We start from the raw sequence: 22,486 nt of genomic DNA, 5'->3' as shown, positions 1-22,486 counted from the left end.
AGCCGCGATGGCATTCAATCACTTACCGGCAGGCGTGCACGACGCCTTGGTCCCATTGTCCGTCACGCCAGTGACACACTCGGTGCCGATGGCCAAGAATCACCGATCCGATCGACACTCGTCGGAAGCCGTGTCCCGCCTCGCGCCGGGCACGCTCCTGGACCGGCTCGCCTCGGGACCGAGCCGGGCTTCGCGCATCACTCATACGGAGCACTTGCCCCCGCGCGCGGGTCGCCATGCCGTCTGGCCGGACCGGATCCGTCCGGAGGTGATCGCCGCCGTTCAGGCCGCCGGTATCGAGCACCCGTGGGCCCATCAGGCCCGCGCGGCGGAGCACGCCCTGGACGGCGACTCGGTGGTGGTCGCCACCGGCACCGCCTCCGGCAAGTCGCTGGCCTATCTGGTCCCGGTGTTTTCCACTCTTCTGGACGGCTCCGAGGCTCCGAACGGCCGAGGCGCCACCGCCCTCTACCTCGCGCCCACCAAGGCGCTCGCGGCGGATCAGTGCCGATCGGTGAAGGAACTTTCACAACCTTTGGGACAGGCCGTTCGGCCGGCCGTGTACGACGGTGACACTCCGTACGAGGAACGCGAGTGGATCCGGCAGTACGCCACCTACGTCCTCACCAACCCCGACATGCTGCACCGCGGCATATTGCCGTCCCACCCGCGCTGGTCCTCCTTCCTCAAGGCGCTCAAGTACGTCGTGATCGACGAGTGCCACACCTACCGCGGCGTGTTCGGCTCCCACGTCGCCCAGGTGCTGCGCCGGCTGCGCCGGCTGTGCGCCCGCTACGGCGCCGACCCGGTCTTCCTGCTGGCCTCCGCGACCGCCGCCGAGCCCGCGGTCGCCGCCGGCCGCCTGACCGGCCTGCCGGTGGTGGAGGTCGCCGACGACGCCTCCCCGCGCGGGGAGGTGGTGTTCGCCCTCTGGGAGCCCCCGCTCACCGAGATGCAGGGCGAGAAGGGCGCCCCGGTCCGCCGTACGGCCACCGCCGAGACCGCCGACCTGCTCACCGACCTCACCCTCCAGGGCGTGCGCTCCGTCGCCTTCGTCCGCTCCCGGCGCGGCGCCGAGCTGATCTCCGTCATCGCCCAGGAACGGCTCTCCGAGATCGACCGCTCGCTCGCCCGACGGGTCGCGGCGTACCGGGGCGGCTATCTCCCCGAGGAGCGCCGCGCCCTGGAGCGCGCCCTGCACTCCGGCGAACTCCTCGGCCTGGCCGCCACGACCGCCCTGGAGCTCGGCGTCGACGTCTCCGGGCTGGACGCGGTCGTGATCGCCGGCTACCCGGGCACCCGCGCGTCCCTGTGGCAGCAGGCCGGCCGCGCGGGCCGCTCCGGGCAGGGCGCCCTGGCCGTCCTGGTGGCCCGCGACGACCCGCTGGACACCTTCCTCGTCCACCACCCGGAGGCCCTGTTCGACCGTCCGGTGGAATCCACGGTCCTCGACCCCGACAACCCCTACGTCCTAGCCCCGCACCTGTGCGCGGCCGCCGCGGAGCTGCCGCTGACCGAGGACGACCTGGAGCTGTTCGGACCGGAGACGGCAGGGCTGCTGCCGCAGCTGGAGGCCGCGAAGCTGCTGCGCCGCCGCACCCGGGCCTGGCACTGGACCCGCCGCGAGCGGGCCGCCGACCTCACCGACATCCGCGGCGAGGGCGGGCGCCCGGTCCAGATCGTCGAGTCCGGCACCGGCCGGCTGCTCGGCACGGTCGACGAGAGCGCCGCGCACGCGTCCGTCCACGAGGGCGCCGTCCACCTCCACCAGGGCCGCACCTACCTCGTCCGCTCCCTCGACCTGGACGACTCGGTCGCACTGGTCGAGGAGGCGAACCCGCCGTACTCCACGGTCGCCCGCGACACCACGTCGATCTCCGTCCTGGAGACGGACGTCGAGATCCCATGGGGCGACGGCCGCCTCTGCTACGGCTCCGTCGAGGTCACCAACCAGGTCGTCTCCTTCCTCCGCCGACGCCTGATCACCGGTGAGGTGCTGGGCGAGACGAAGCTCGACCTCCCTCCTCGCACACTGCGCACCCGCGCGGTGTGGTGGACCGTCACCGAGGACCAGCTCGACGAGGCGCGCATCAACCCCGAGATCCTCGGCGGCGCCCTGCACGCCGCCGAGCACGCGTCGATCGGCATGCTCCCGCTGTTCGCGACCTGCGACCGCTGGGACATCGGCGGCGTGTCGGTCCCGCTGCACCCCGACACCCTCCTGCCGACGGTCTTCGTCTACGACGGCCACCCCGGCGGCGCGGGCTTCGCCGAGCGCGCCTTCCACACCGCCCGCGCCTGGCTCACCGCGACCCGCCAGGCCATCGCGTCCTGCGAGTGCGACGCCGGCTGCCCGTCCTGCATCCAGTCCCCCAAGTGCGGCAACGGCAACGACCCGCTGCACAAGAGGGGCGCGGTCCGGCTCCTCACGGTGCTGCTTCGGGGGGCGCCGGAGGAGAAAGAGGCTGTGGAGGAGGGGGCGGCGGAGGCTGCGGATGCGGCGCAGGGCCCGCCCTCGGGAGCGCAGGCGACGTAGCGCCGGGAGGTTCCACGGAGCCGGGAGGCCCCGCGGAACCGGGAGGCCCCGTGGAGTCAGGACGAGTCGCGGAACCGGGACGCGCCCGAGCGGGTGACGGAGCCGGCGGACCGGGTGCCGTGCCCGCCGGGCCCGCCCGTGCCCTGACCTCCGCCGCGAACGGCTCCTTCCCCGCCGCCACCGACACGTCGGAGATCTCGCCCACGAGCACGCACCGCACCAGCCGTGTGCCCTGCGCCCGCGCCACCTCCTCCGCCCGGGCACAGGCCTCGGTACCGCCGCGCGCCCAGTGGTCCGCCGAGGCGAGCGCCGCGAGGTCCGCGCCGCCGGCCGCGCGGTGCCGAGCCACCACCGCCTGCCCCAGGGCGAGCCCGACCCCGAACACCACGCACAGCACGGCGATCACCCCGACACTCCACACGGTGGCGGAGCCCTGATCGGCGCCCCGCGACCGGCGCCGCCCGCGCGTCACGGGCACCGGCCCTCTCATCGCGCACCCTCCACCGACGCCACGGCCTCCTCGCGCACCTCGAACGGCAGGCCGTTCAGGACCGGCGGCCGGGCGGTCACCACCACCCGCACCCGGTCCCCCTCCCGGGCGACCGCGACCTTCGCGCCGCGCGGTGCCGCCTCGCGGGCCGCCGCGACGACCGCGTCGGCCGGGTCCTGGCGGGCGGCCGCGCGGGCGCCGGTGCGGGCCGCGTCCACGCACTGGATCTGGGCGGCCACCACCAGCAGCCCCCACACCAGCGCCATCGCGACCGTCACCAGCACCGGCAGCACCACGGCCGACTCCGCCGTCACGAACCCCTGGTCCCGGCGTGCCCACCGCCGCTCACATCCCCGCATCGAGGGCCTGCTTCACGATGCTGTGCAGCTCCGCACTGACCTGTCCGCTGGTCACCACCTTGTAGAGCACGACCGCGAACGCCGCCGCGGCGATGATCCCCACCGAGTACTCGGAGGTGACCATCCCGGCGTCCTCCCGCCCGCCACGCATCCGGCCGACCAGCACTCGTACCACCCTGTTCATCCCAACTCCTTCGATCGCATTGCCTTGATTTGTCCACGTGTCGTCTCGGTCCGGTCCCGCCTCATCCAGCCCTGCCTCATCCACCACCCCGTCCCATCACCTCGCCCGCCATCCCGATCACCACGGGCAGGACGCCGACCGCGATGAACGCGGGCAGGAAGCACAGCCCCACCGGCCCGGTGACCAGGACCGCCGCCCGCCGCGCCCGCACCGTCGCCGCGCGCGCCCACTCGGCGCGGGCGTCGGCCGCGAGCCGGGCGGCCGGTCCGGCGGCCGGCAGGCCCGAGACGTCGGCCCGTTCCAGCAGCCGCGCCAGCCCTCCCGCTCCCGGCACCGCCGCCAACGCCCGCCAGGCCTCACCCGGTTCGCCGCCCAGCCGCACCTCTGCCGCGCCCCGGGCCAGCGCCTCCCCGACGGGTCCGCCCAGCGCCTCGCCGACGGCCTGCGCGGCCACGACGGGCCCGGCGCCGGCCGCCACGCAGGCGGCCACCAGGTCGGCGGCGAGCGGCAGTTGCCCGGCGGCCACGCGGGCGTCGACCACCTCACCGGCGGCCGTCCGCCGCAGCCGCTGCCACTGCCGCCACCGCCGGAACGCCACGGCGCCCAGCAGCCCCACGACGAGCCCCGCGAGCCCGCCGACCAGCACCCACCCGGCGCTCGCCACGGCCAGCTCGGGCACCAGCCGTCGCACGGCGTCCGGTACACCGACGTGCCGCTTCGCGTCCCGGACCTCCCGGGCCGACAGTGCGGCCAACCGCCGTCGCAGCCGGCGTTCGCGCCGCACCGCCGCCGCCCGCAGCAGCAGCCACCCGAGGAGCAGCGCCGTCCCCAGCGAAACCCCCAGCCTGTGGACAACTTCGGCGCTCATGCGGCCCCCTCCGCCCCGCGCACGATCCGCAGCACCCACCACAGCCCCACGGCCTCCAGCACCGCGCCGACCAGCAGACAGCCCAGCCCCGCTCCGGTGTGCAGCAGGACGTGCAGCGGGTCGGCGCCGAGGGCGGCGCCCAGGAGGATGCCCAGGGCCGGGAGGGCGGCGAGCATGGCGGCGGTGGCACGGGCGCCCGCCAACTGTGCGCGCACCTCGGCCCGTTGATCACGTTCCGCGCGCAGGGCCGCTTCGAGCCGGTCGAGCCCGGCCGCGAGGCCCGCGCCGTGGTCGACGGCGACCCGCCAGCAGGCGGCGAGCCCCAGCAGCCCGCCGGCCCCCGGTTGCCGGGCCGCGGCCGAGAGCGCGCCCGGCACCTCCCCGCCGAACCGGGCGGCCGCCAGCACCGCCGCTTGCGCGTCGGCGAGCCCTCCGGTGTCCCGCGCGGCCCGCAGCAGCGCCTCGCCCGGTTGCCGTCCGGCCCGTACCTCTCCGGCGAGCGCCCCGCACAGCGCGATCACCGCGTCGCCCCGGCGCTCCCGAGCGCGCCGCGCCTCCCGGGCCAGCCGCGCCCGCCGCAGCAGCGGCACCCCGGCCGCTCCCGCGAGGACCGGCAGCACGGACGAGCCCAGCACTGCCAGCACCAGCCCGGCGACCGGCGCCCACCACTCGGCCCGCGTCCGCCCGCGCAGCCGCCGCAGGGCCTCGGCGCACCGCCACGGCACCGGCGGCCCGGTGCCCACCCCTTCGCCACCCGCGAACAGCAGCCGCGCCCGGCGTGCCCCGGAGTGCGGGCCGCCGATCACCCAGGCCGCCGCCCCGGCGCACAGCACCGCCGCGCTCGTCGCCGTATCCACCACCGCCGTCTCACCCATGTCCGGCTCCCCCGGTCCGCTCGTCGCTCGCCTCGTCGCCCCACTCGTCGCGCAGCAGCTCGCGCAGCCGCTCCCAGCCCCGCTCACGGGCGAACGCCCGCGCGTCCCAGCGCAGTGCGGGCACCGTCCGCACCAGCCCGCCGGAGTCCCGCTCCAGCACATGCACCTCGGCGATCCGGCGCCGCCCCGTCCGGTCGCGCACCAGGTGCAGCACGACCGACAGGGCGGCCGCCAGCTGGCTGTGCAGTGCGGCCCGGTCGAGTCCGGCGGCGGTGCCCAGCGCCTCCAGCCGGGCCGGCACGTCGGCGGCCGCGTTGGCGTGCACGGTGCCGCAGCCGCCCTCATGGCCGGTGTTCAGCGCGGCGAGCAGATGGACCACTTCGGGCCCGCGCACCTCGCCGACGACCAGCCGGTCCGGCCGCATCCGCAGCGCCTGGCGGACCAGGTCCTCCAGGGTCACCAGGCCCGCGCCCTCCTGGTTGGCGGGCCGGGTCTCCAGCCGGACGACGTGCGGATGGTCCGGCCGCAGCTCGGCGGAGTCCTCGGCGAGCACGATCCGCTCCCCCGGCCCGACCAGTCCCAGCAACGCGCTCAGCAGGGTCGTCTTGCCGCTGCCGGTGCCCCCGCTGATCAGGAACGACAGCCGGGCCCGCAGCAGCGCGCGCAGCACCCGGTCCCCGCCGGGCGGCACGGTGCCCGCCGCTACCAGCTCGTCCAGCGTGAAGGCGCGCGGCCGGACCACCCGCAGCGCCAGGCAGGCGCAGCCGACCGCCACCGGCGGCAGCACCGCGTGCAGCCTGGTCCCGTCGGGCAGCCGGGCATCGACCCAGGGGCGGGCGTCGTCGAGGCGCCGGCCGGCCACCGCGGCCAGCCGCTGCGCGAGCCGTCGTACGGCGCCCGCGTCGGCGAAGGTGACGTGTGTCAGCTCCAGTCCGCCGCCGCGGTCCACCCACACCCGGTCAGGGGCCGAGACCAGCACGTCGGTCACCGACGGATCGGCGAGCAGCGGCTCCAGCGGTCCGCTGCCGACCAGCTCGGAACGCAACCGCTCCGCCGCGCCGAGGACTTCGGCGTCGCCGAGCACCCGCCCCTGCTCCCGCAGCGCCTGTGCCACCCGGGCGGGAGTGGGCTCGGCCCCGCTCTCGGCCAGCCACTGCCGTACGCCGTCCAGCAGCGGCACGGGCAGGCTCGGCGCGGCTCCGGGATTCCGGCCGTTCATGCCGCGCCCGCCTCGACCAGTGCCCGCTCCCAGAACTCCTTGCAGAACCGCGCCAGCGGCCCGCGCCCGCCCGCGCCGGGTGGTGCCTTGCCCTCGCCGGGGCGCGACAGCGCTGCCTCCACGGGCAGTTCTCCGGCCAGGGGCAGGCCGAGCAGCCGGGACACCTCGCGGTCGTCGAGGCCGGGGGCGTACGGCCCGCGGACGGCGATCCGCAGATCGCTCAGGACCATGCCGACGGCGGAGGCGATCCGGCCCGCCGCGGCGACGGCGCGCAGTTCGGCGGGGACCACGAGGAGTCCGATGTCCAGCTGGGCGAGCGCTTCGGCGACCCCGTCGTCGAGCCGGCGCGGCAGGTCGACGACGACCGTGCCACCGCGGCGCCGTGCGGCGGCGAGCACCGCCCGTACGGCCTGCGGGGCGATGGCGAGGCAGTCGCCGCGGTCCCAGCTGAGCACCCGCAGCGCGTGCAGTTCGGGCAGCGACTCCTCCAGGGCGCCGCTGCCGACCCGGCCGCGCGAGGCGGCGAATGCGGGCCAGCGCAGGCCCTCCGCGGTCTCGCCGCCGAGGAGGACGTCGAGGCCTCCGCCGAGCGGATCGGCGTCGACGAGCAGGGTGCGCAGGCCCTCCCGCGCGGAGGTGACGGCGAGGGCGCAGGCGAGCGTGGAGGCTCCGGCGCCGCCCCGGCCGCCGACGACGCCGACGGTGAGCGCGGGCCGCCCGACGCCTTCGGCGACGTCGGCGATGCGGTCGACCAGCCACTGCTCGCCGTCGGGCAGCATCAGCACATGGTCGGCGCCGATCTCCACGGCGCGCCGCCACACTCCTGAGTCGTCCTGGTCGCGCCCGACCAGGACCAGCCCGCCTCTGCGCGGGGCGCCGCGCAGCCGCCGCGCCGCGTCGTCGCCGACCAGGACGAGCGGGGCGGACTCCCAGCCGCCGCGCTCGGGCGGGCCGTGGTGGACCTCGGGTGTCGCTCCGGCCGCCGCGCACAGGCGCAGCAGGTCGTCGAGGAGATCGGCGTCCTCCGTGACGATCAGCGGCCTGCCCTGGCGTCCTCCGGCGGCGGACGACTGGTCCTGTGTGATGGTTCCGGCCATGGCGGATGTCCCCCTTCGCTGCTGACTTCTTCGCTCGCGGGCCTCGGACGGCGCGCGTTCCGCGACGGATGAAGAACCGGTGACGGGGCCGCCCATATGAGCGGCCGCCGAAAACCGGCCATACGCGCCCGGCAAACGGAACCGGTCATGAACTCGTCGGAGCGAGGCGCGTGGGAATCACAGTGCAGCGAACGCGGAAATGATGTGGATCTTGGTGGATAACTGTGGACAACCGGGCACCTGTGAATATCGCCGTCACCCATACCGGTGAGCGCGGGACGGCTCCACGCCATCTCCTGTGCGACTTCCGCAGAGCAGTCCGACAGCTACCCAGAGTGACGGATCATGAGTAAGCGAAAGGGGCGGCCGCGGCCGCCTCGAAACGGCTCCGACGCCGCGCCGTGAAGGGGAAAACGCACCCGGACATGCGACGACCCCCGCCGGGGGGGAGAGCGGGGGTCGTCCCCACGGCCGACTCGGGGGGGGAGGAGTCGGACCGGGTTAGCACGGTCGCGAACGATCCGTGACTTCCATGGTGTACCCGAGAGCCCTCTCAGGCAAACCCACGCGCCCCACCTTACGCCGAATGGGCTGCGCCTATGCTCTGCCTCGTGGAAAACCACTCCTTGCCCCGCACAGCGGCCTTCTTTGACCTGGACAAGACGGTCATTGCGAAGTCGAGCACGCTCACCTTCAGCAAGTCCTTCTACCAAGGCGGCCTGATCAACCGCCGGGCCGCCTTGCGTACGGCGTATGCCCAGTTCGTCTTCCTCGTGGGCGGTATGGACCACGACCAGATGGAGCGGACCCGCGAGTATCTGTCCCGGCTCGTCCGCGGATGGAATGTCCAACAGGTCAAGGACATCGTCGCCGAGACCCTGCACGACATCATCGACCCGCTCATCTACGACGAGGCCGCCTCGCTCATCGAGGAGCACCACACCGCCGGCCGTGACGTGGTGATCGTGTCCACCTCGGGAGCGGAGGTGGTCGAGCCGATCGGCGAGCTGCTGGGCGCGGACCGGGTGGTCGCCACCCGGATGGTCGTAGGCGAGGACGGCTGTTTCACGGGCGAGGTCGAGTACTACGCCTATGGCCCCACCAAGGCCGAGGCGATCAAGGAACTGGCCGAGTCCGAAGGCTATGACCTGGCGCGTTGCTACGCGTACAGCGACTCGGCAACCGATCTGCCGATGCTGGAGTCCGTGGGCCGGCCGCACGCCGTGAACCCGGACCGCGCGCTGCGCCGGGAGGCCGTCGCGCGTGGCTGGCCGATTCTCGACTTCCACCGCCCGGTCCGGCTCAAGCAGCGCATCCCCTCCTTCTCCGTACCGCCGCGGCCCGCACTGGTCGCGGCGGCGGCGATAGGGGCGGCGGCGGCCACCGCGGGCCTCGTCTGGTACGCCAGCCGGCGCCGCGCGGAGACCGCCTGAGCGCGCTTTTCCGGCCTGTTTGAACTTAAAAGTAAAAACTAGAGCCAGCACTTCCGCTTACCTTTGCGCAGGAGTACAAAGGACTCAGCGGCCCGCGAGACCAAGGACATCCGAAAGGATCACCTTAAATACGCACATTGGCCCCACGGACCGATGCATGAGCACCTGGCACCCACGCGACGTCGACCCGTCGATTACGGGCCAGCCGCACCAGGTGACGGGCAAAGACCCCGACCTGATGGGCGACATATCGAGGACGCTTGGTAACTGGGCGCGCATGCCAGCGGCGGTACGAATCCTCGTACCGCCGCAACCCTTTCAGGGCCCCCCGGGGGCCCTTTTTCACGCGGCTCCGCGCTGGAGCGCCTCACACACCGCCGTCGACTCGCGCACACCCAGTTCGATCGCCTTGCCGCAGTGCGCGATCCAGGCCGCCATGCCCTCCGCGGTGCCGGACAGATAGCCGTCGAACGCCGCCAGGTAGGCGGACCGCCCCAGCTCGGCGTGGCCGACCTCGGCCGGGCAGATCGACTTCGGGTCCAGGCCGCTGCCGACCAGGACGATCCGCTCCGCCGTACGCGCGATCAGACCGTTGTGGGAGACGAAGGGACGCAGCGCGAGCAGTTCACCGTGCACGACGGCGGCCGTGACCAGGGCGGGCGCCGAACCCCCCGCGATGATCAGCTCGGACAGTCCGTCCAGACGCCCCGCCACCTCGGCGGCGCTCGGCAGCGGCTGCTCGACCAGCGGTTCGTCGACCGGCTCGCCCTGCTGCCGCGGCCGCCCCACCTCATCGGCGTTGGTGGCCGCCGCCACCAGGTGCAGCCGGGCCAGCACCCGCAGCGGCGACTGCCGCCAGATGGACAGCAGCTGCCCCGCCTCGGCGGTCAGCCGCAGCGCCGCGCCCACGGTGCGGGCCTCGTCGTCACCGCTGAAGTCGGTGCGCCGGCGCACCTCCTCCAGGGCCCAGTCCGCACCGGACAGCGCCGCCGAGCCGCGGGCGCCGCGCAGCGCCGCCTCGGAGGTGATCGCGTTGCTGCGGCGCCGCATGATCCGGTGCCCGTACACGCGGTCCACTGCCTTGCGCACGGACTCCACGGACTCGGCCACGCCGGGCAGTGCGCCCAAGGCCGCGAGGGGGTCGGCGGTCGCGCCTGTCGTACTCATGGGTACGACATTACGCACCCCGGGCCCGGACCCCACGAAGGAGTGGTCTTCTTCACGTCGGGCCCGCCCGCGCCATGCTCGCGCCACTACGCTTACTGAACATGAAAATTGCTTTCGTCGGGAAGGGCGGGAGCGGCAAGACCACCCTGTCCTCCCTGTTCATCCGTCATCTGGCAGCCACCGGCGCACCGGTCATCGCGGTCGACGCCGACATCAACCAGCACCTGGGCGCCGCGCTCGGTCTCGACGAGACGGAATCCGCCGCGCTGCCCGCGATGGGCGACCACCTTCCGCTGATCAAGGACTATCTGCGCGGCACCAACCCGCGCATCCCCTCCGCCGCGACGATGATCAAGACCACGCCGCCCGGCGAGGGCTCCCGGCTGCTGCGGGTACACGAGGACAACCCGGTCTACGACACCTGCGCCCGGCCGGTGGAACTCGACGGCGGCGCCGTCCGTTTGATGGTCACCGGCCCCTTCACCGAGGCCGATCTGGGGGTCGCCTGCTACCACTCCAAGACCGGAGCGGTGGAGCTGTGCCTGAACCACCTGGTCGACGGCCGCGACGAGTACGTCGTGGTCGACATGACCGCCGGCTCCGACTCCTTCGCCTCCGGCATGTTCACCCGCTTCGACATCACGTTCCTCGTCGCCGAGCCGACCCGGAAGGGGGTCTCCGTCTATCGCCAGTACAAGGAGTACGCCCGTGACTTCGGCGTCCGTCTGAAAGTCGTCGGCAACAAGGTGCAGGGCCAGGACGACCTCGATTACCTGCGCGAGGAGGTCGGGGACGACCTGCTCGTCACGGTCGGGCACTCGGACTGGGTGCGCGCCATGGAGAAGGGCCGCCCGCCCCGGTTCGAGCTCCTGGAGGACGCCAACCGCCGCGCCCTGCTCACCCTGCAGTCGGCCGCCGACGCGACGTACGACGGACGCGACTGGGAGCGCTACACCCGCCAGATGGTGCACTTCCACCTCAAGAACGCCCGGTCCTGGGGCAACGAGCGCACCGGGGCCGACCTCGCGGCGCAGGTCGACCCCGCCTTCGTGCTCGGTGAGAGCGTCGTGGCGAACGCCTGACGCAGCCGTCCGCCACACGGGCCGCAGGGCCGGTCCGCCCTATCCCTTGTTCGCCGGCGCCCCGGGCACGCCCTTCGGGGCGGGGGCCGGGCGTCCCGACAGGAAGGACGCCCAGCCCTGCTTCGGGGCCTCGCCGACCTTCAGCGTGCGCAGCTTCGCGAGCGTCTGCGGGTCCTGGGCGTCCAGCCAGTCGGCCAGCTGGCGGAACGACACACAGCGCACCTCGGGCTTGGTGCACACCTGCTCGATGACCTCCTCGACGGCACGCATGTAGGTGCCGCCGTTCCAGGACTCGAAGTGGTTGCCGATGATCAGCGGCGCGCGGTTGCCGTCGTAGGCCCGCCGGAAGCCCGCGAGCAGACCGTCGCGCATCTGGTCACCCCAGCGCTGGTACTTGTCCGGGTCGCCCTGGGTGGTGGTGCCGGACTGGTTGACCATGAAGTTGTAGTCCATGGTCAGCTGCTCATAGGTGTGTCCGGGGAACGGCACCAGCTGCATCGACAGATCCCACAGACCGTCCTTCTGCTCCGGCCAGACCTGGTTGTTCACGCCGCTGGTGTCGTAGCGGAAGCCCAGGTCCCGAGCCGCCTCCATGAAGTTCTCCTGCCCCTCCAGGCAGGGTGTGCGGGCGCCGATCAGCTCCTTGTCGTAGTCGAAGGGCAGCGGCTCGGCACCGGTCATCCCGGCATTGGTCTTCCAGGACCTGACGAATCGTTTCGCCTGGGCGATCTCGTCCTTCCACTCCTGTACCGACCACTCGCCGACACCGCCGCCCTCGCCGCAGAAGTGGCCGTTGAAGTGGGTGCCGATCTCGTTGCCCTCCAGCCAGGCCAGCCGCAGTTGCTCGACGGTGTCGGCGATGCCCTGCCGGTCGTTGAAGCCGATGTCGGAGCGGCCCGGTGAGTGCTGCGGCGGCCTGTAGAGCTCGGCCTTCTCCTCCGGCAGCAGGTACACCCCGCTGAGGAAGTACGTCATGGTGGCGTTGTTGGCCCTGGCGACCTCGCGGAAGTGGGAGAACAGCTTCTGGCTGTCCTCGCCGGCCCCGTCCCAGGAGAACACCACGAACTGCGGCGGCTTCTCCCCCGGCTTCAGCCGCTCGGGCTCGGGCAGACGCGGCTGTGCTCCGGTGAACGCCGTGGAACCGTCGCCGATCAGCCGATAAGGGCCGTTGGGGGCCAGGGCCGCCTCCGCCTTCTGCGGTCCGGGCGCGCCCTCCGTGCCGGTGTCGGAGCCGAACGAGCAACCGGCGAGCGACGCGGCACAGGCCGCGGCGGCCACGGCGCCCGCGGCGATTCTCTGGGTGGCGGCCATCTTCCGCCCACCTTCTTCCTTCTCTCGGGCCAACGCCGTTGGGGCGTTTCGGGCGATGCACAGCGATATGCGGCGGTGTGCAGGCAGGTGCCTGATGCGCCGGAAAAGCCGACAGCGCCGCCAAGGTCGCATGGGGCCGAGAAGGAATTAGTACGACAAGCCGATCAACTGCTCACTTCACTCTTCGGAGTGATTCTTTGACCCATTTGCCGGGAAAATACATGCTTGACCTTTACTCTTGATTACGATCCGTTTACTGAGAGTTGATGCATCCCGCCACTGCATGCCGTGACCCACGGCCGCGACCGACCCGCTGCCCGGCGGGACCGTCCTGTTCCGCGACCGCGCTGCCCCGGAGGAGACGGGAAACATGTCAGCCTGCGTCCCCACTCGCCCCACCGACCCCCACCAGTCCAACCGCAGTCACCAGCCGCACAGCCCGCCATCGCGCGGGCCCCTCCGCTCCCGGATCGCCGGGGCGGATGTGTCGGCTTCCATCGCGGTCTTCCTGATCGCGCTGCCGCTGTCCCTCGGAATCGCCCTCGCCACCGGCGCCCCGCTCCAGGCCGGCCTCGTCGCCGCCGCCGTGGGCGGCATCGTCGTCGGGCGGCTCGGCGGCTCCCCGCTCCAGGTGAGCGGCCCCGCCGCCGGACTCACGGTCGTCACCGCCGACCTCATCCACCTCTACGGATGGCGGACGACCTGCGCCATCACCGTCCTCGCCGGCCTGTCCCAACTGGGCCTGGGCTGCCTGCGCGTGGCCCGCACCGCCCTCGCGGTCAGCCCCGCGATCGTGCACGGCATGCTGGCCGGCATCGGTGTCACCATCGCCGTCGCCCAACTGCACATCGTGCTCGGCGGCACCCCGCAGAGCGCCGTGCTGGACAATCTGCGGGCGCTGCCCGCCCAGCTCGCGCAACTGCACCCCGCCGCGCTGTCCATGAGCGCGCTCACCCTGACCCTGCTGTTCGTCTGGCCCCGGCTGCCCGGCCGGGCCGGACGTCTGCTGCGCAAGGCGCCGGCGCCGCTCATCGCCGTCGCCGGGGCCACCTCGACCGCCTCGCTCGCCGGGCTCACCCTGCCCAAGGTGGATCTGCCCTCCTGGAGCAACCACGCGCTGGCCGGGCGTCCGGAGGGGCCGGTGCTCGGCCTGATCGCCGCGGTGCTCACCATCACGCTGGTGTGCAGTGTGCAGTCACTGCTCGGCGCGGTCGCGGTGGACAAACTGGCCGCCGCACGGCCTGGGCTCACCGGGCGGGTGCCGCGCTCCGACCTGGACCGAGAACTGCTCGGCCAGGGCGCGGCGAACATGGTCTCCGGCGCCCTCGGCGGACTGCCGGTGGCGGGCGTGGCGGTGCGCAGCACGGCGAATGTGAACTCGGGTGCGGTGAGCCGGAACTCCACGATGCTGCACGGCGTTCTGGTAGTAGTCGCCGCGCTGCTGATGGTTCCGCTCCTGGAGCTCATCCCGCTCGCCTCGCTCGCCGCCCTGGTGATGGCCGTCGGCATCCAGATGGTGTCCCTGCACCACATCCGCACGGTGACCCGCCACCGAGAAGTGCTGGTGTACGCCGTCACCACCCTCGGCGTGGTGCTCTTCGGCGTCCTGGAGGGCGTGGCCCTGGGGATCGCCGTGGCCGTCGCCGTCGCCCTGCACCGCCTGACCCGCACCCGTATCACGCACACGGAGGAGAAGGGAGTCCATCACGTCCATGTACGCGGCCAGTTGACGTTCCTCGCCGTGCCCCGCCTGAGCCGGATGCTTCACCACGTGCCTCAAGGCACCGACGTGGTTGTGGAGTTGGACGGCTCGTTCATGGATCACGCGGCGTACGAGACCCTTCAGGACTGGCAGAACACACACACCGCGCAGGGCGGCACCGTCGAGCTGACCGGCCGCCGCGCCGGAATCCGCATCGCCGAACCGGGCGCCCCGTCCGAACCCCACACCGGTACCGACGCCGACGACCCGGAAGGCGCCGGCGACTGCCGATGCCGCCCGTGGACGGCCTGGCGCAACCACCAGTGCGAGTGGGAGCGGCCGGTGCCGGAGCCGGCGGCGGATGCCGGAACGGGCAGGGTCCGGGGCGACGGTCCGGACGGATCCGAGGACGCCGACATCACCGGCGGCACCGAGGACTCCGGTGGCACCGGTGACCCGCGTGGCCCCGGCAGCTCCGGCCAGTCGGCCGCCGGCGTGACGGGCCCGGCGGACCCGGAGGACCCGGGCAGCCCCGACGGCTCAGGACGCCCCGGAGGCACGGGACGACCCGGAAGCTCAGGACGCGCCGAAGACTCGGACAGCCCGAGAGCCCGGCAAAACCCCACCGGCTCCGCCCCGTCCGCCCCGTCCGCCCCGTCCACCGGCTCCGCGTCCGCCGACAGCCCAGGCGGTCACCACCTCGCCCGCGGCATCAGCGCGTTCCAGCGCAAGACCGCCCCGCTGGTGCGAGGTGAGCTGGCGCGGCTGGCCAGGGAGGGGCAGCGGCCGGTGCAGCTGTTCCTGACCTGCGCCGACTCACGGCTCGTCACCTCGATGATCACCTCCAGTGGTCCGGGTGACCTGTTCGTGGTCCGCAACGTGGGCAACCTGGTGCCGCTGCCGGGCGAGGAGAGCGGTGACGACTCCGTCGCCGCGGCGATCGAGTACGCGGTGGACGTGCTGGAGGTGCGGTCCATCACGGTGTGCGGGCACTCCGGGTGCGGAGCGATGCAGGCACTGATCAACTCCGAACCCGGCGGCGCGCAGACCCCGCTCAAGCGATGGCTGCGGCACGGGATGCCCAGCCTGGAGCGGATGGCCGACACCGAACGACCCTGGGCGCGGCTCGCCGGACGGCGGCCGGCCGACGCGGTCGAGCAGTTGTGCCTGACCAACGTCGTCCAGCAGCTGGAGCACCTGCGCGCCCACGAGTCGGTGGCCCGGGCCCTGCGCGAGGGAGCGCTGGAGCTGCACGGGATGTACTTCCACGTGGGTGAGGCACAGGCCTACCTGCTCACCGAGGCGGCCGGGGCGGAGGTCTTCGACCACGTGCCCGACGCCGAGGATCTGCGCAGCCCGGCGTAGCGGGATCCCCGCTCAGCGGAGGCCGGACGTCTCCGCCGGGCGGGGTTCCGGGGCGCGGACGGGATCGCACGGGGCGATCTCGCCGCGGACCCCGTAGAAGCTGACGACCCGCTGTCGGCTGCCGTCCGGCTGCGGCTGAGCGGTGCTCTCGAAAGCCAGGGAGTCCCCGCGGCGCAGGGTGATCTCCCAGCCGACCGCGCCGTCCTCCCCCCGGGCGAACGGGCCTGGAAGGGCCTCGCCGCGCGGGTGGGTGCACTCGTATCCGACGGGCAGGTCGTCCACGGACACATGGATGCCCTGCCGCTTCAGCCGCTCGGCGAGCCCGTCCTGCAAGCGGCCACCGAGCGCGATGTCGTTCAGGGTGAGGGTCACGCTCCCGTCGGGGTGCGATTCCAGTGCGTAGGCCGGGGTGTCGGCCGGGGAGCCCGGTGCCAGCACCCACGCGGCCCCGGCGGCGACGCAGGCCAGAGCGACGAGGCCGAGCCTCGGCGCCGTGACGGCCCTGCGACGGCGTCCCGGAGCAGGCATCGGAACCGCTGCAGGCGTCGGGCCTGCAGGCGTCGCCACCGCTGCGGACGTCGGAACGGCCGCGGATGTCGGAACGGCCGCGGACGTCGGAACAGCCGCGGACTCACTCGCGCGCGCTTCGATCTCGCGGCGCAGTTCCGCGAGCAGCCGGTCCTCGAAGGTCGTCCTGGTGGTGCCGCTGGTCATGCCTCTCCCCCGTTTCCTCCGGTGACGTATGACAGAGATGTGCCGTGCGCTCCACCCCCCGGCGGGACGGGCTCCGCGCGCCCCGCCTCCTCGTGCCCCGCCTCCGCCCGCAGCGCCTCCGCCCGCAGCGCCTTCCGCGCCCGGTGCAGCCGGACCCGTGCCGTGACCTGGCGGATGCCGAGCGCGGTCGCCGCCTCGGTGACCGTGAGCTGGTCGACCACGATCAGTTCCAGGACCGCGCGCTCGCCCTCCGGCAGCCGTTCCAGCGCGGCGAGGGCGCGGCGTCCGGGGGACTCGGCGTCGAGCTTGTCCTCCAGGCGGGCGATGTCGTCGGCGTCCAGCAGCCGCCGCCCGGAGATCAGCCGGTCGCGCCGTCTCTCGCGGTCCAGGCGCCGGTACTCCGAGGAGACGACGTTGCGCGCGATGCCGTAGAGCCAGGCGCGTTCGCCACCGCGCCCGGCGCGGTAGGTGTGGGCGGAGTCGAGGACCGCGAGGAAGACCTCGGCCGTGAGGTCGGCGACGGTGTGGGCGTCGGCGACACGCCGGGCCACGAAAGAGGTCACGGCGTCGACATGGCGGCGGTAGAACTCCTCGAAGAGCCGAGGGTCCCGTACCGCCGCCGCGGGCCCGCCCCGTATGCCGTCCACTGGCTGTCCCCTCTCACCGGATCTCGTCTGTCTTCACCTGTACTTGGGCGGAAGTGTGAGAGGCGTTACAACAGCTGAACTCCGCTGGCCCCGCGTCCGTGGGTACGGATGACCCCGACCCGCAGTCGATCACCGAATAGGTCTAAACCAATTTCCCAACGACCCTTGTCATCGGCCCCCCGGGTCTGATGAGCTGTGGCCTGGGACACAACGGACACCCTGGGAAAGGGAGATGTCGTGAGCAACGAAAGCCTGGCCAACCTGCTGAAGGAAGAGCGCAGGTTCGCGCCCCCCGCCGACCTGGCCGCGAACGCCAACGTCACCGCGGAGGCGTATGAGCAGGCCAAGGCTGACAGGCTCGGCTTCTGGGCCGAGCAGGCCCGACGGCTGACCTGGGCCAAGGCACCGACCGAGACGCTGGACTGGTCGAACCCGCCGTTCGCCAAGTGGTTCAAGGACGGCGAGCTGAACGTCGCGTACAACTGCGTCGACCGCCATGTCGAGGCCGGGCACGGCGACCGGGTGGCCATCCACTTCGAGGGCGAGCCGGGCGACAGCCGCGCCATCACCTACGCCGAGCTGAAGGACGAGGTGTCCCGGGCCGCGAACGCCCTGCTTGAGTTGGGGGTCCGCAAGGGCGACCGGGTCGCCGTCTACATGCCGATGATCCCGGAGACGGCGATCGCCATGCTGGCCTGCGCCCGGATCGGCGCCGCGCACTCGGTGGTCTTCGGCGGCTTCTCGGCGGACGCGCTCGCGACCCGCATCCAGGACGCGGACGCCAAGGTGGTCATCACCTCCGACGGCGGCTACCGGCGCGGCAAGCCGTCCGCGCTGAAGCCGGCCGTCGACGACGCGATCACCCGCGTCGACAACGTGGAGCACGTGCTCGTGGTCCGCCGTACCGGCCAGGACATCGCCTGGAACGACGAGCGCGACGTGTGGTGGCACGACCTCGTCGGCCGCCAGAGCGCGGAGCACACGCCGGAGGCGTTCGACGCCGAGCACCCGCTCTTCATCCTCTACACGTCCGGTACGACGGGTAAGCCGAAGGGCATCCTGCACACCTCCGGCGGCTACCTCACGCAGACGGCGTACACCCACCACGCGGTCTTCGACCTCAAGCCGGAGACGGACGTCTACTGGTGCACCGCCGACGTCGGCTGGGTCACCGGGCACTCCTACATCGTCTACGGGCCGCTGGCGAACGGCGCGACCCAGGTGATGTACGAGGGCACGCCGGACACCCCGCACCAGGGCCGGTTCTGGGAGATCGTGCAGAAGTACGGGGTCACGATCCTCTACACGGCGCCGACGGCCATTCGCACGTTCATGAAGTGGGGCGACGACATCCCCGCGAAGTTCGACCTCGGCAGCCTGCGCGTGCTGGGCTCCGTGGGCGAGCCGATCAACCCCGAGGCGTGGGTCTGGTACCGCAAGCACATCGGCGCGGACCGGACGCCCGTCGTGGACACCTGGTGGCAGACCGAGACCGGCGCGATGATGATCTCGCCGCTGCCGGGCGTCACGGAGACCAAGCCGGGCTCCGCGCAGCGCCCGCTGCCCGGCATCTCCGCGACGGTCGTCGACGACGAGGCGAACGAGGTGCCGAACGGCGGAGGCGGCTACCTGGTCCTCACCGAGCCGTGGCCGTCGATGCTGCGCACCATCTGGGGCGACGACCAGCGCTTCATCGACACCTACTGGTCGCGCTTCGAGGGCAAGTACTTCGCGGGTGACGGCGCGAAGAAGGACGACGACGGCGACATCTGGCTGCTGGGACGCGTCGACGACGTCATGCTCGTCTCCGGCCACAACATCTCCACCACCGAGGTCGAGTCCGCGCTCGTCTCGCACCCCGCCGTCGCCGAGGCGGCCGTGGTCGGCGCGGCGGACGAGACCACCGGCCAGGCGATCGTCGCCTTCGTGATCCTGCGCGGTACGGCGGCGCAGACCGAGGAGCTGGTCGCCGAGCTGCGCAACCACGTCGGCGCCACGCTCGGCCCGATCGCCAAGCCCAAGCGGATCCTGCCGGTGGCCGAGCTGCCGAAGACCCGCTCCGGCAAGATCATGCGCCGGCTGCTGCGCGACGTCGCCGAGAACCGTGAGCTCGGGGACGTCACGACACTGACCGACAGCACGGTCATGCAGCTCATCCAGTCGCAGCTCCCGGCGGCGCCGAGCGAGGACTGAGCTCACCGTGTCGAGGGGTGCCCGGCGCCGGACGTGCCGGGCACCCTTCGCGCGCCTAGGGTGGACGGTGGTGGACCCGCCCACCGTTCCCCAGGCGAAGCCCCTTAGGTAAAGTAAATAAAAAGGTGCGCCGGGAAGTCTGGTCGGCAAGCGATTCGCGCTGCCCACCCACCGGAGGTCCCCGTGTCCGCCCCCCGCACCCCCCGCAAGGTCTTCGGCCGGCTCTCCCTGCCCGAGCGGACCTACGTCGCGGACGCGCTGCGCACCGAGACGGTCGGCGGCGTCCTGCTGCTCGTCGCCGCGATCACCGCCCTGATCTGGGCGAACGTTCCCGCGCTGCACGGCAGCTACGCATCGGTCAGCCACTTCCACTTCGGTCCCGAGGCGCTCGGCCTGAACCTCTCCGTCGCGCACTGGGCCGCCGACGGACTGCTCGCGATCTTCTTCTTCGTCGCCGGCATCGAACTCAAACGCGAACTCGTCGCCGGTGACCTGCGTGACCCCAGGGCCGCCGCCCTGCCGGTCGTCGCCGCGCTGTCCGGCATGGCCGCACCCGCGCTGGTCTACACCCTCACCAACGTCGCCGGCGGCGGCTCCCTGGCCGGCTGGGCGGTGCCCACGGCCACCGACATCGCCTTCGCGCTGGCCGTGCTCGCGGTGATCGGCACGTCCCTGCCGAGCGCCCTGCGCGCCTTCCTGCTGACCCTCGCCGTCGTCGACGACCTGTTCGCCATCCTGATCATCGCGGTGTTCTTCACCGACACCCTGAACTTCGCCGCCCTCGGCGGCGCGGTGGCCGGCCTCGCCGTCTTCTGGCTGCTGCTGCGGAAGGGCGTACGCGGGTGGTACGTGTACGTCCCGCTGGCGCTGGTGATCTGGGCGCTGATGTACAACAGCGGCGTCCACGCCACCATCGCCGGTGTCGCGATGGGTCTGATGCTGCGCTGCACCACCCGCGAGGGCGAGGAGCACTCCCCCGGCGAGCACATCGAGCACCTCGTACGGCCGCTCTCGGCGGGCCTCGCCGTGCCGCTCTTCGCCCTGTTCAGCGCGGGCGTGTCGGTGTCCGGCGGGGCGCTCGGCGAGGTGTTCACCCGGCCGGAGACCCTGGGGGTGGTGCTGGGTCTGGTGGTCGGCAAGACCCTCGGCATCTTCGGCGGCACCTGGCTGACGGCACGTTTCACCCGGGCCTCGCTCAGCGACGACCTCGCCTGGCCGGACGTGTTCGCGGTGGCGACCCTGGCCGGCATCGGGTTCACCGTCTCGCTGCTCATCGGCGAACTGGCCTTCGAGGGCGACGCGACGCTCACCGGCGAGATCAAGGCCGCCGTGCTGACCGGCTCCCTGCTCGCGGCGGCCGCGGCGACCGTGCTGCTGAAGATCCGGAACGCCAAGTACCGGCGGATATGGGAGGCCGAGGAGCGCGACGACGACCTCGACGGCATCCCGGACGTCTACGAGGAGGACCGGCCCGAGTACCACCTGCGGATGGCGGCCATCCACGAGCGCAAGGCCGCGGAACACCGCCGGATGGCCGAGGAGAAGGCCGCCGGGCGCGATACGACTGCCGAAGTGGCGGGCGGGGCAGGCGCGGAGAACGACGGTCCGGCATGATCTGACGAGACGGTACAAATGACGGGACCGTCACCAGTCAGGCAGAAGAGGGAGACCGCGATGAGCGCACCCGACGGCAGCCCGGTCGGCGCCGAACGCAGCATCGGCCAGCTGTTCGCCACGGCGACGACCGAAATGTCCGCGCTGGTGCACGACGAGATCGCACTGGCCAAGGCCCAGCTCCGACAGGACGTCAAGCGGGGCGCGACCAGTGGCGGCGCCTTCATGGCGGCCGGCGTGCTCCTGCTGTTCTCGCTTCCGATGCTCAACTTCGCGCTGGCGTACGGCATTCGGACCTGGACCCACTGGAACCTCGCGATCTGCTTCCTGCTGTCCTTCGCGGCCAACGTGCTCGTCGCGGGCGTCCTCGCGCTGATCGGCGTGGTCTTCGCGAAGAAGGCGAAGAAGGGCCGCGGCCCGCAGAAGGTCGCCGCGTCGATGAAGGAGACGGCGGGCGTCCTGCAGAACGCCAAGCCGCACCCGCGTCCGGAGCTGCCCGCCGACCGCGTGCCCGCGGCCATCGAACCTGTGGCACGCTCGTCGTCATGACGGAACCCGACACTCCACCGGCCCAGCCGGCCTCGGTCGTACGCCTCGGCCTGCCCGGCGGGCACGAGGTGATCCACCGGGACGTGGCCGCCAACGGCGCCCGCTTCCACATCGCGGAGCTGGGCGACGGGCCGCTGGTGATGCTGCTGCACGGCTTCCCGCAGTTCTGGTGGGCCTGGCGGCACCAGCTGGTGGCGCTCGCCGACGCCGGGTTCCGGGCCGTCGCCATGGACCTCAGGGGTGTCGGCGGCAGCGACCGCACGCCGCGCGGGTACGACCCGGCCAACCTGGCCCTCGACATCACCGGCGTCGTCCGCTCGCTCGGCGAGCCGGACGCCGCGCTCGTCGGGCACGACCTGGGCGGCTACCTGGCGTGGACGGCGGCCGTGATGCGCCCCAAGCTGGTACGGCGGCTGGCGGTCGCCTCGATGCCGCATCCGCGGCGCTGGCGCTCGGCGATGCTCTCCGACCCCAGACAGACGTCCGCCGGCTCCTACATCTGGGGCTTCCAGCGGCCCTGGATCCCGGAGCGGCAGCTCGTCGCGGACGACGGGGCGCTCGTCGGGCGGCTGATCCGGGACTGGTCCGGGCCGCGCACCCCGGACGACGAGGCGGTGGAGACGTACCGGCGCGCGATGTGCATCCCGTCGACCGCGCACTGCTCCATCGAGCCGTACCGCTGGATGGTCCGCTCCCTGGCCCGTCCCGACGGCTTCCAGTTCAACCGGCGGATGAAACGGCCCGTTCGGGTGCCGACGCTCCATCTGCACGGTTCCCTGGACCCGGTGATGCGCACCCGCAGCGCGGCCGGTTCCGGCGAGTACGTCGAAGCCCCGTACCGCTGGCGGCTCTTCGACGGGCTGGGCCACTTCCCGCACGAGGAGGACCCGGTGGCGTTCTCCAACGAGCTGATCGGCTGGCTGAAGGACCCCGAACCCGACCGGTGAGCCCGGCGGACGACCCCGAAGACTCCGGCGGATGACCCCAACGAGTGACCGCACAGATGCGCCCGGTATCCGGACGTGAACATCTGTCCTACGAACGGCCACATGCCCGGCGCATAGGCCAATTGAGGGCCCGC

18 protein-coding genes and 1 pseudogene are annotated in these 22,486 nt (G+C 72.6%); 8 read left to right on the top strand and 11 right to left on the bottom strand.

Annotation, left to right across the window (positions count from 1 at the left end; all coding sequences use genetic code 11):
• The first annotated feature begins 7 nt into the window (after positions 1–7).
• Positions 8–2,536, top strand: coding sequence for a DEAD/DEAH box helicase (locus tag AMK31_RS26945; protein ID WP_079186938.1), 2,529 nt, complete (start codon positions 8–10; stop codon positions 2,534–2,536).
• Positions 2,537–2,627: 91 nt separating this feature from the next.
• Here the strand turns inward: AMK31_RS26945 and AMK31_RS41695 are convergent.
• The 7 genes and pseudogenes from AMK31_RS41695 to ssd form a co-directional block, all read right to left on the bottom strand.
• Positions 2,628–3,026: pseudogene (locus AMK31_RS41695) on the bottom strand (Rv3654c family TadE-like protein); the annotation flags it as partial.
• The gene (locus AMK31_RS26935) at positions 3,023–3,385 is read right to left on the bottom strand and encodes a TadE family type IV pilus minor pilin (RefSeq protein ID WP_073943241.1); all 363 of its coding nucleotides are present in this window, start codon (positions 3,383–3,385) and stop codon (positions 3,023–3,025) included. The pseudogene AMK31_RS41695 and the gene AMK31_RS26935, both read right to left, overlap by 4 nt.
• Entirely contained in the window at positions 3,372–3,569 is a 198-nt protein-coding gene (locus AMK31_RS26930; protein WP_073943240.1) for a DUF4244 domain-containing protein, read from the bottom strand. Before AMK31_RS26930 ends, AMK31_RS26935 begins: the two co-directional genes overlap by 14 nt.
• 76 nt (positions 3,570–3,645) lie before the next feature.
• Positions 3,646–4,437 carry a type II secretion system F family protein gene (locus AMK31_RS26925; RefSeq protein ID WP_073943239.1) on the bottom strand — a complete coding sequence of 264 codons (792 nt, stop codon included), beginning with the start codon at positions 4,435–4,437 and terminating at the stop codon, positions 3,646–3,648.
• Entirely contained in the window at positions 4,434–5,312 is an 879-nt protein-coding gene (locus AMK31_RS26920) for a type II secretion system F family protein (protein ID WP_073943238.1), read from the bottom strand. The genes AMK31_RS26925 and AMK31_RS26920 overlap by 4 nt, the downstream gene beginning before the upstream one ends.
• Entirely contained in the window at positions 5,305–6,531 is a 1,227-nt protein-coding gene (locus AMK31_RS26915; RefSeq protein ID WP_073943237.1) for a TadA family conjugal transfer-associated ATPase, read from the bottom strand. The genes AMK31_RS26920 and AMK31_RS26915 overlap by 8 nt, the downstream gene beginning before the upstream one ends.
• Positions 6,528–7,628, bottom strand: coding sequence for a septum site-determining protein Ssd (gene ssd / locus AMK31_RS26910; protein ID WP_073943236.1), 1,101 nt, complete (start codon positions 7,626–7,628; stop codon positions 6,528–6,530). The genes AMK31_RS26915 and ssd overlap by 4 nt, the downstream gene beginning before the upstream one ends.
• 599 nt (positions 7,629–8,227) lie before the next feature.
• On the opposite strand from ssd, the gene AMK31_RS26905 reads away from it, so the two are divergent.
• Positions 8,228–9,061 (top strand): HAD family hydrolase, encoded by an 834-nt coding sequence (locus tag AMK31_RS26905; protein ID WP_073943235.1) that lies wholly within the window; start codon positions 8,228–8,230, stop codon positions 9,059–9,061.
• A 342-nt stretch (positions 9,062–9,403) separates the two neighbouring features.
• On the opposite strand, the gene AMK31_RS26900 is transcribed toward AMK31_RS26905, so the two are convergent.
• Positions 9,404–10,228 (bottom strand): Fic family protein, encoded by an 825-nt coding sequence (locus AMK31_RS26900; RefSeq protein ID WP_073943234.1) that lies wholly within the window; start codon positions 10,226–10,228, stop codon positions 9,404–9,406.
• Positions 10,229–10,329: 101 nt separating this feature from the next.
• Between AMK31_RS26900 and AMK31_RS26895 the strand changes: the two genes are divergently transcribed.
• Entirely contained in the window at positions 10,330–11,310 is a 981-nt protein-coding gene (locus AMK31_RS26895; protein ID WP_073943233.1) for an ATP-binding protein, read from the top strand.
• 39 nt (positions 11,311–11,349) lie between these two features.
• On the opposite strand, the gene AMK31_RS26890 is transcribed toward AMK31_RS26895, so the two are convergent.
• Positions 11,350–12,621: a polysaccharide deacetylase family protein gene (locus AMK31_RS26890; protein ID WP_073943232.1), complete on the bottom strand. Its 1,272-nt coding sequence runs from the start codon at positions 12,619–12,621 to the stop codon at positions 11,350–11,352.
• 370 nt (positions 12,622–12,991) lie between these two features.
• Between AMK31_RS26890 and AMK31_RS26885 the strand changes: the two genes are divergently transcribed.
• Positions 12,992–15,688 (top strand): bifunctional SulP family inorganic anion transporter/carbonic anhydrase, encoded by a 2,697-nt coding sequence (locus AMK31_RS26885; protein WP_073943231.1) that lies wholly within the window; start codon positions 12,992–12,994, stop codon positions 15,686–15,688.
• Between the two features lie 12 nt (positions 15,689–15,700).
• On the opposite strand, the gene AMK31_RS26880 is transcribed toward AMK31_RS26885, so the two are convergent.
• Together AMK31_RS26880 and AMK31_RS26875 are read right to left on the bottom strand one after the other, a co-directional pair.
• Positions 15,701–16,216: a hypothetical protein gene (locus tag AMK31_RS26880; protein ID WP_241842732.1), complete on the bottom strand. Its 516-nt coding sequence runs from the start codon at positions 16,214–16,216 to the stop codon at positions 15,701–15,703.
• Positions 16,217–16,398: 182 nt separating this feature from the next.
• Complete coding sequence (locus AMK31_RS26875; RefSeq protein ID WP_073943229.1) at positions 16,399–17,049, bottom strand: RNA polymerase sigma factor; 651 nt, start codon at positions 17,047–17,049, stop codon at positions 16,399–16,401.
• A 195-nt stretch (positions 17,050–17,244) separates the two neighbouring features.
• Here AMK31_RS26875 and acs point away from each other — a divergent pair, with 195 nt between their 5' ends.
• The 4 genes from acs to AMK31_RS26855 all read left to right on the top strand — a co-directional run bounded on the left by acs (position 17,245) and on the right by AMK31_RS26855 (position 22,352).
• On the top strand, positions 17,245–19,242 hold the full coding sequence (acs, locus tag AMK31_RS26870) for an acetate--CoA ligase (RefSeq protein ID WP_198948579.1): 1,998 nt from the start codon (positions 17,245–17,247) through the stop codon (positions 19,240–19,242).
• 183 nt (positions 19,243–19,425) lie between these two features.
• The gene (nhaA, locus tag AMK31_RS26865; protein ID WP_073943227.1) at positions 19,426–20,856 is read left to right on the top strand and encodes a Na+/H+ antiporter NhaA; all 1,431 of its coding nucleotides are present in this window, start codon (positions 19,426–19,428) and stop codon (positions 20,854–20,856) included.
• A 60-nt stretch (positions 20,857–20,916) separates the two neighbouring features.
• Positions 20,917–21,405 carry a phage holin family protein gene (locus tag AMK31_RS26860; RefSeq protein WP_073943226.1) on the top strand — a complete coding sequence of 163 codons (489 nt, stop codon included), beginning with the start codon at positions 20,917–20,919 and terminating at the stop codon, positions 21,403–21,405.
• The gene (locus AMK31_RS26855; RefSeq protein WP_073943225.1) at positions 21,402–22,352 is read left to right on the top strand and encodes an alpha/beta fold hydrolase; all 951 of its coding nucleotides are present in this window, start codon (positions 21,402–21,404) and stop codon (positions 22,350–22,352) included. The genes AMK31_RS26860 and AMK31_RS26855 overlap by 4 nt, the downstream gene beginning before the upstream one ends.
• Positions 22,353–22,486 lie beyond the last annotated feature (134 nt).

Source organism: Streptomyces sp. TSRI0107, assembly GCF_001905845.1.
Classification (GTDB): domain Bacteria; phylum Actinomycetota; class Actinomycetes; order Streptomycetales; family Streptomycetaceae; genus Streptomyces.
This window is presented reverse-complemented; position numbering and strand designations above follow the sequence as displayed.

Coding starts and splice junctions, on each gene's coding strand:
- AMK31_RS26945 (WP_079186938.1), top strand. CDS start 8: ATGGCATTCAATCACTTACCGGCAGGCGTGCACGACGCCTTGGTCCCA.
- AMK31_RS26935 (WP_073943241.1), bottom strand. CDS start 3,385: ATGCGGGGATGTGAGCGGCGGTGGGCACGCCGGGACCAGGGGTTCGTG.
- AMK31_RS26930 (WP_073943240.1), bottom strand. CDS start 3,569: ATGAACAGGGTGGTACGAGTGCTGGTCGGCCGGATGCGTGGCGGGCGG.
- AMK31_RS26925 (WP_073943239.1), bottom strand. CDS start 4,437: ATGAGCGCCGAAGTTGTCCACAGGCTGGGGGTTTCGCTGGGGACGGCG.
- AMK31_RS26920 (WP_073943238.1), bottom strand. CDS start 5,312: ATGGGTGAGACGGCGGTGGTGGATACGGCGACGAGCGCGGCGGTGCTG.
- AMK31_RS26915 (WP_073943237.1), bottom strand. CDS start 6,531: ATGAACGGCCGGAATCCCGGAGCCGCGCCGAGCCTGCCCGTGCCGCTG.
- ssd (WP_073943236.1), bottom strand. CDS start 7,628: ATGGCCGGAACCATCACACAGGACCAGTCGTCCGCCGCCGGAGGACGC.
- AMK31_RS26905 (WP_073943235.1), top strand. CDS start 8,228: ATGCTCTGCCTCGTGGAAAACCACTCCTTGCCCCGCACAGCGGCCTTC.
- AMK31_RS26900 (WP_073943234.1), bottom strand. CDS start 10,228: ATGAGTACGACAGGCGCGACCGCCGACCCCCTCGCGGCCTTGGGCGCA.
- AMK31_RS26895 (WP_073943233.1), top strand. CDS start 10,330: ATGAAAATTGCTTTCGTCGGGAAGGGCGGGAGCGGCAAGACCACCCTG.
- AMK31_RS26890 (WP_073943232.1), bottom strand. CDS start 12,621: ATGGCCGCCACCCAGAGAATCGCCGCGGGCGCCGTGGCCGCCGCGGCC.
- AMK31_RS26885 (WP_073943231.1), top strand. CDS start 12,992: ATGTCAGCCTGCGTCCCCACTCGCCCCACCGACCCCCACCAGTCCAAC.
- AMK31_RS26880 (WP_241842732.1), bottom strand. CDS start 16,216: ATGCCTGCTCCGGGACGCCGTCGCAGGGCCGTCACGGCGCCGAGGCTC.
- AMK31_RS26860 (WP_073943226.1), top strand. CDS start 20,917: ATGAGCGCACCCGACGGCAGCCCGGTCGGCGCCGAACGCAGCATCGGC.
- AMK31_RS26855 (WP_073943225.1), top strand. CDS start 21,402: ATGACGGAACCCGACACTCCACCGGCCCAGCCGGCCTCGGTCGTACGC.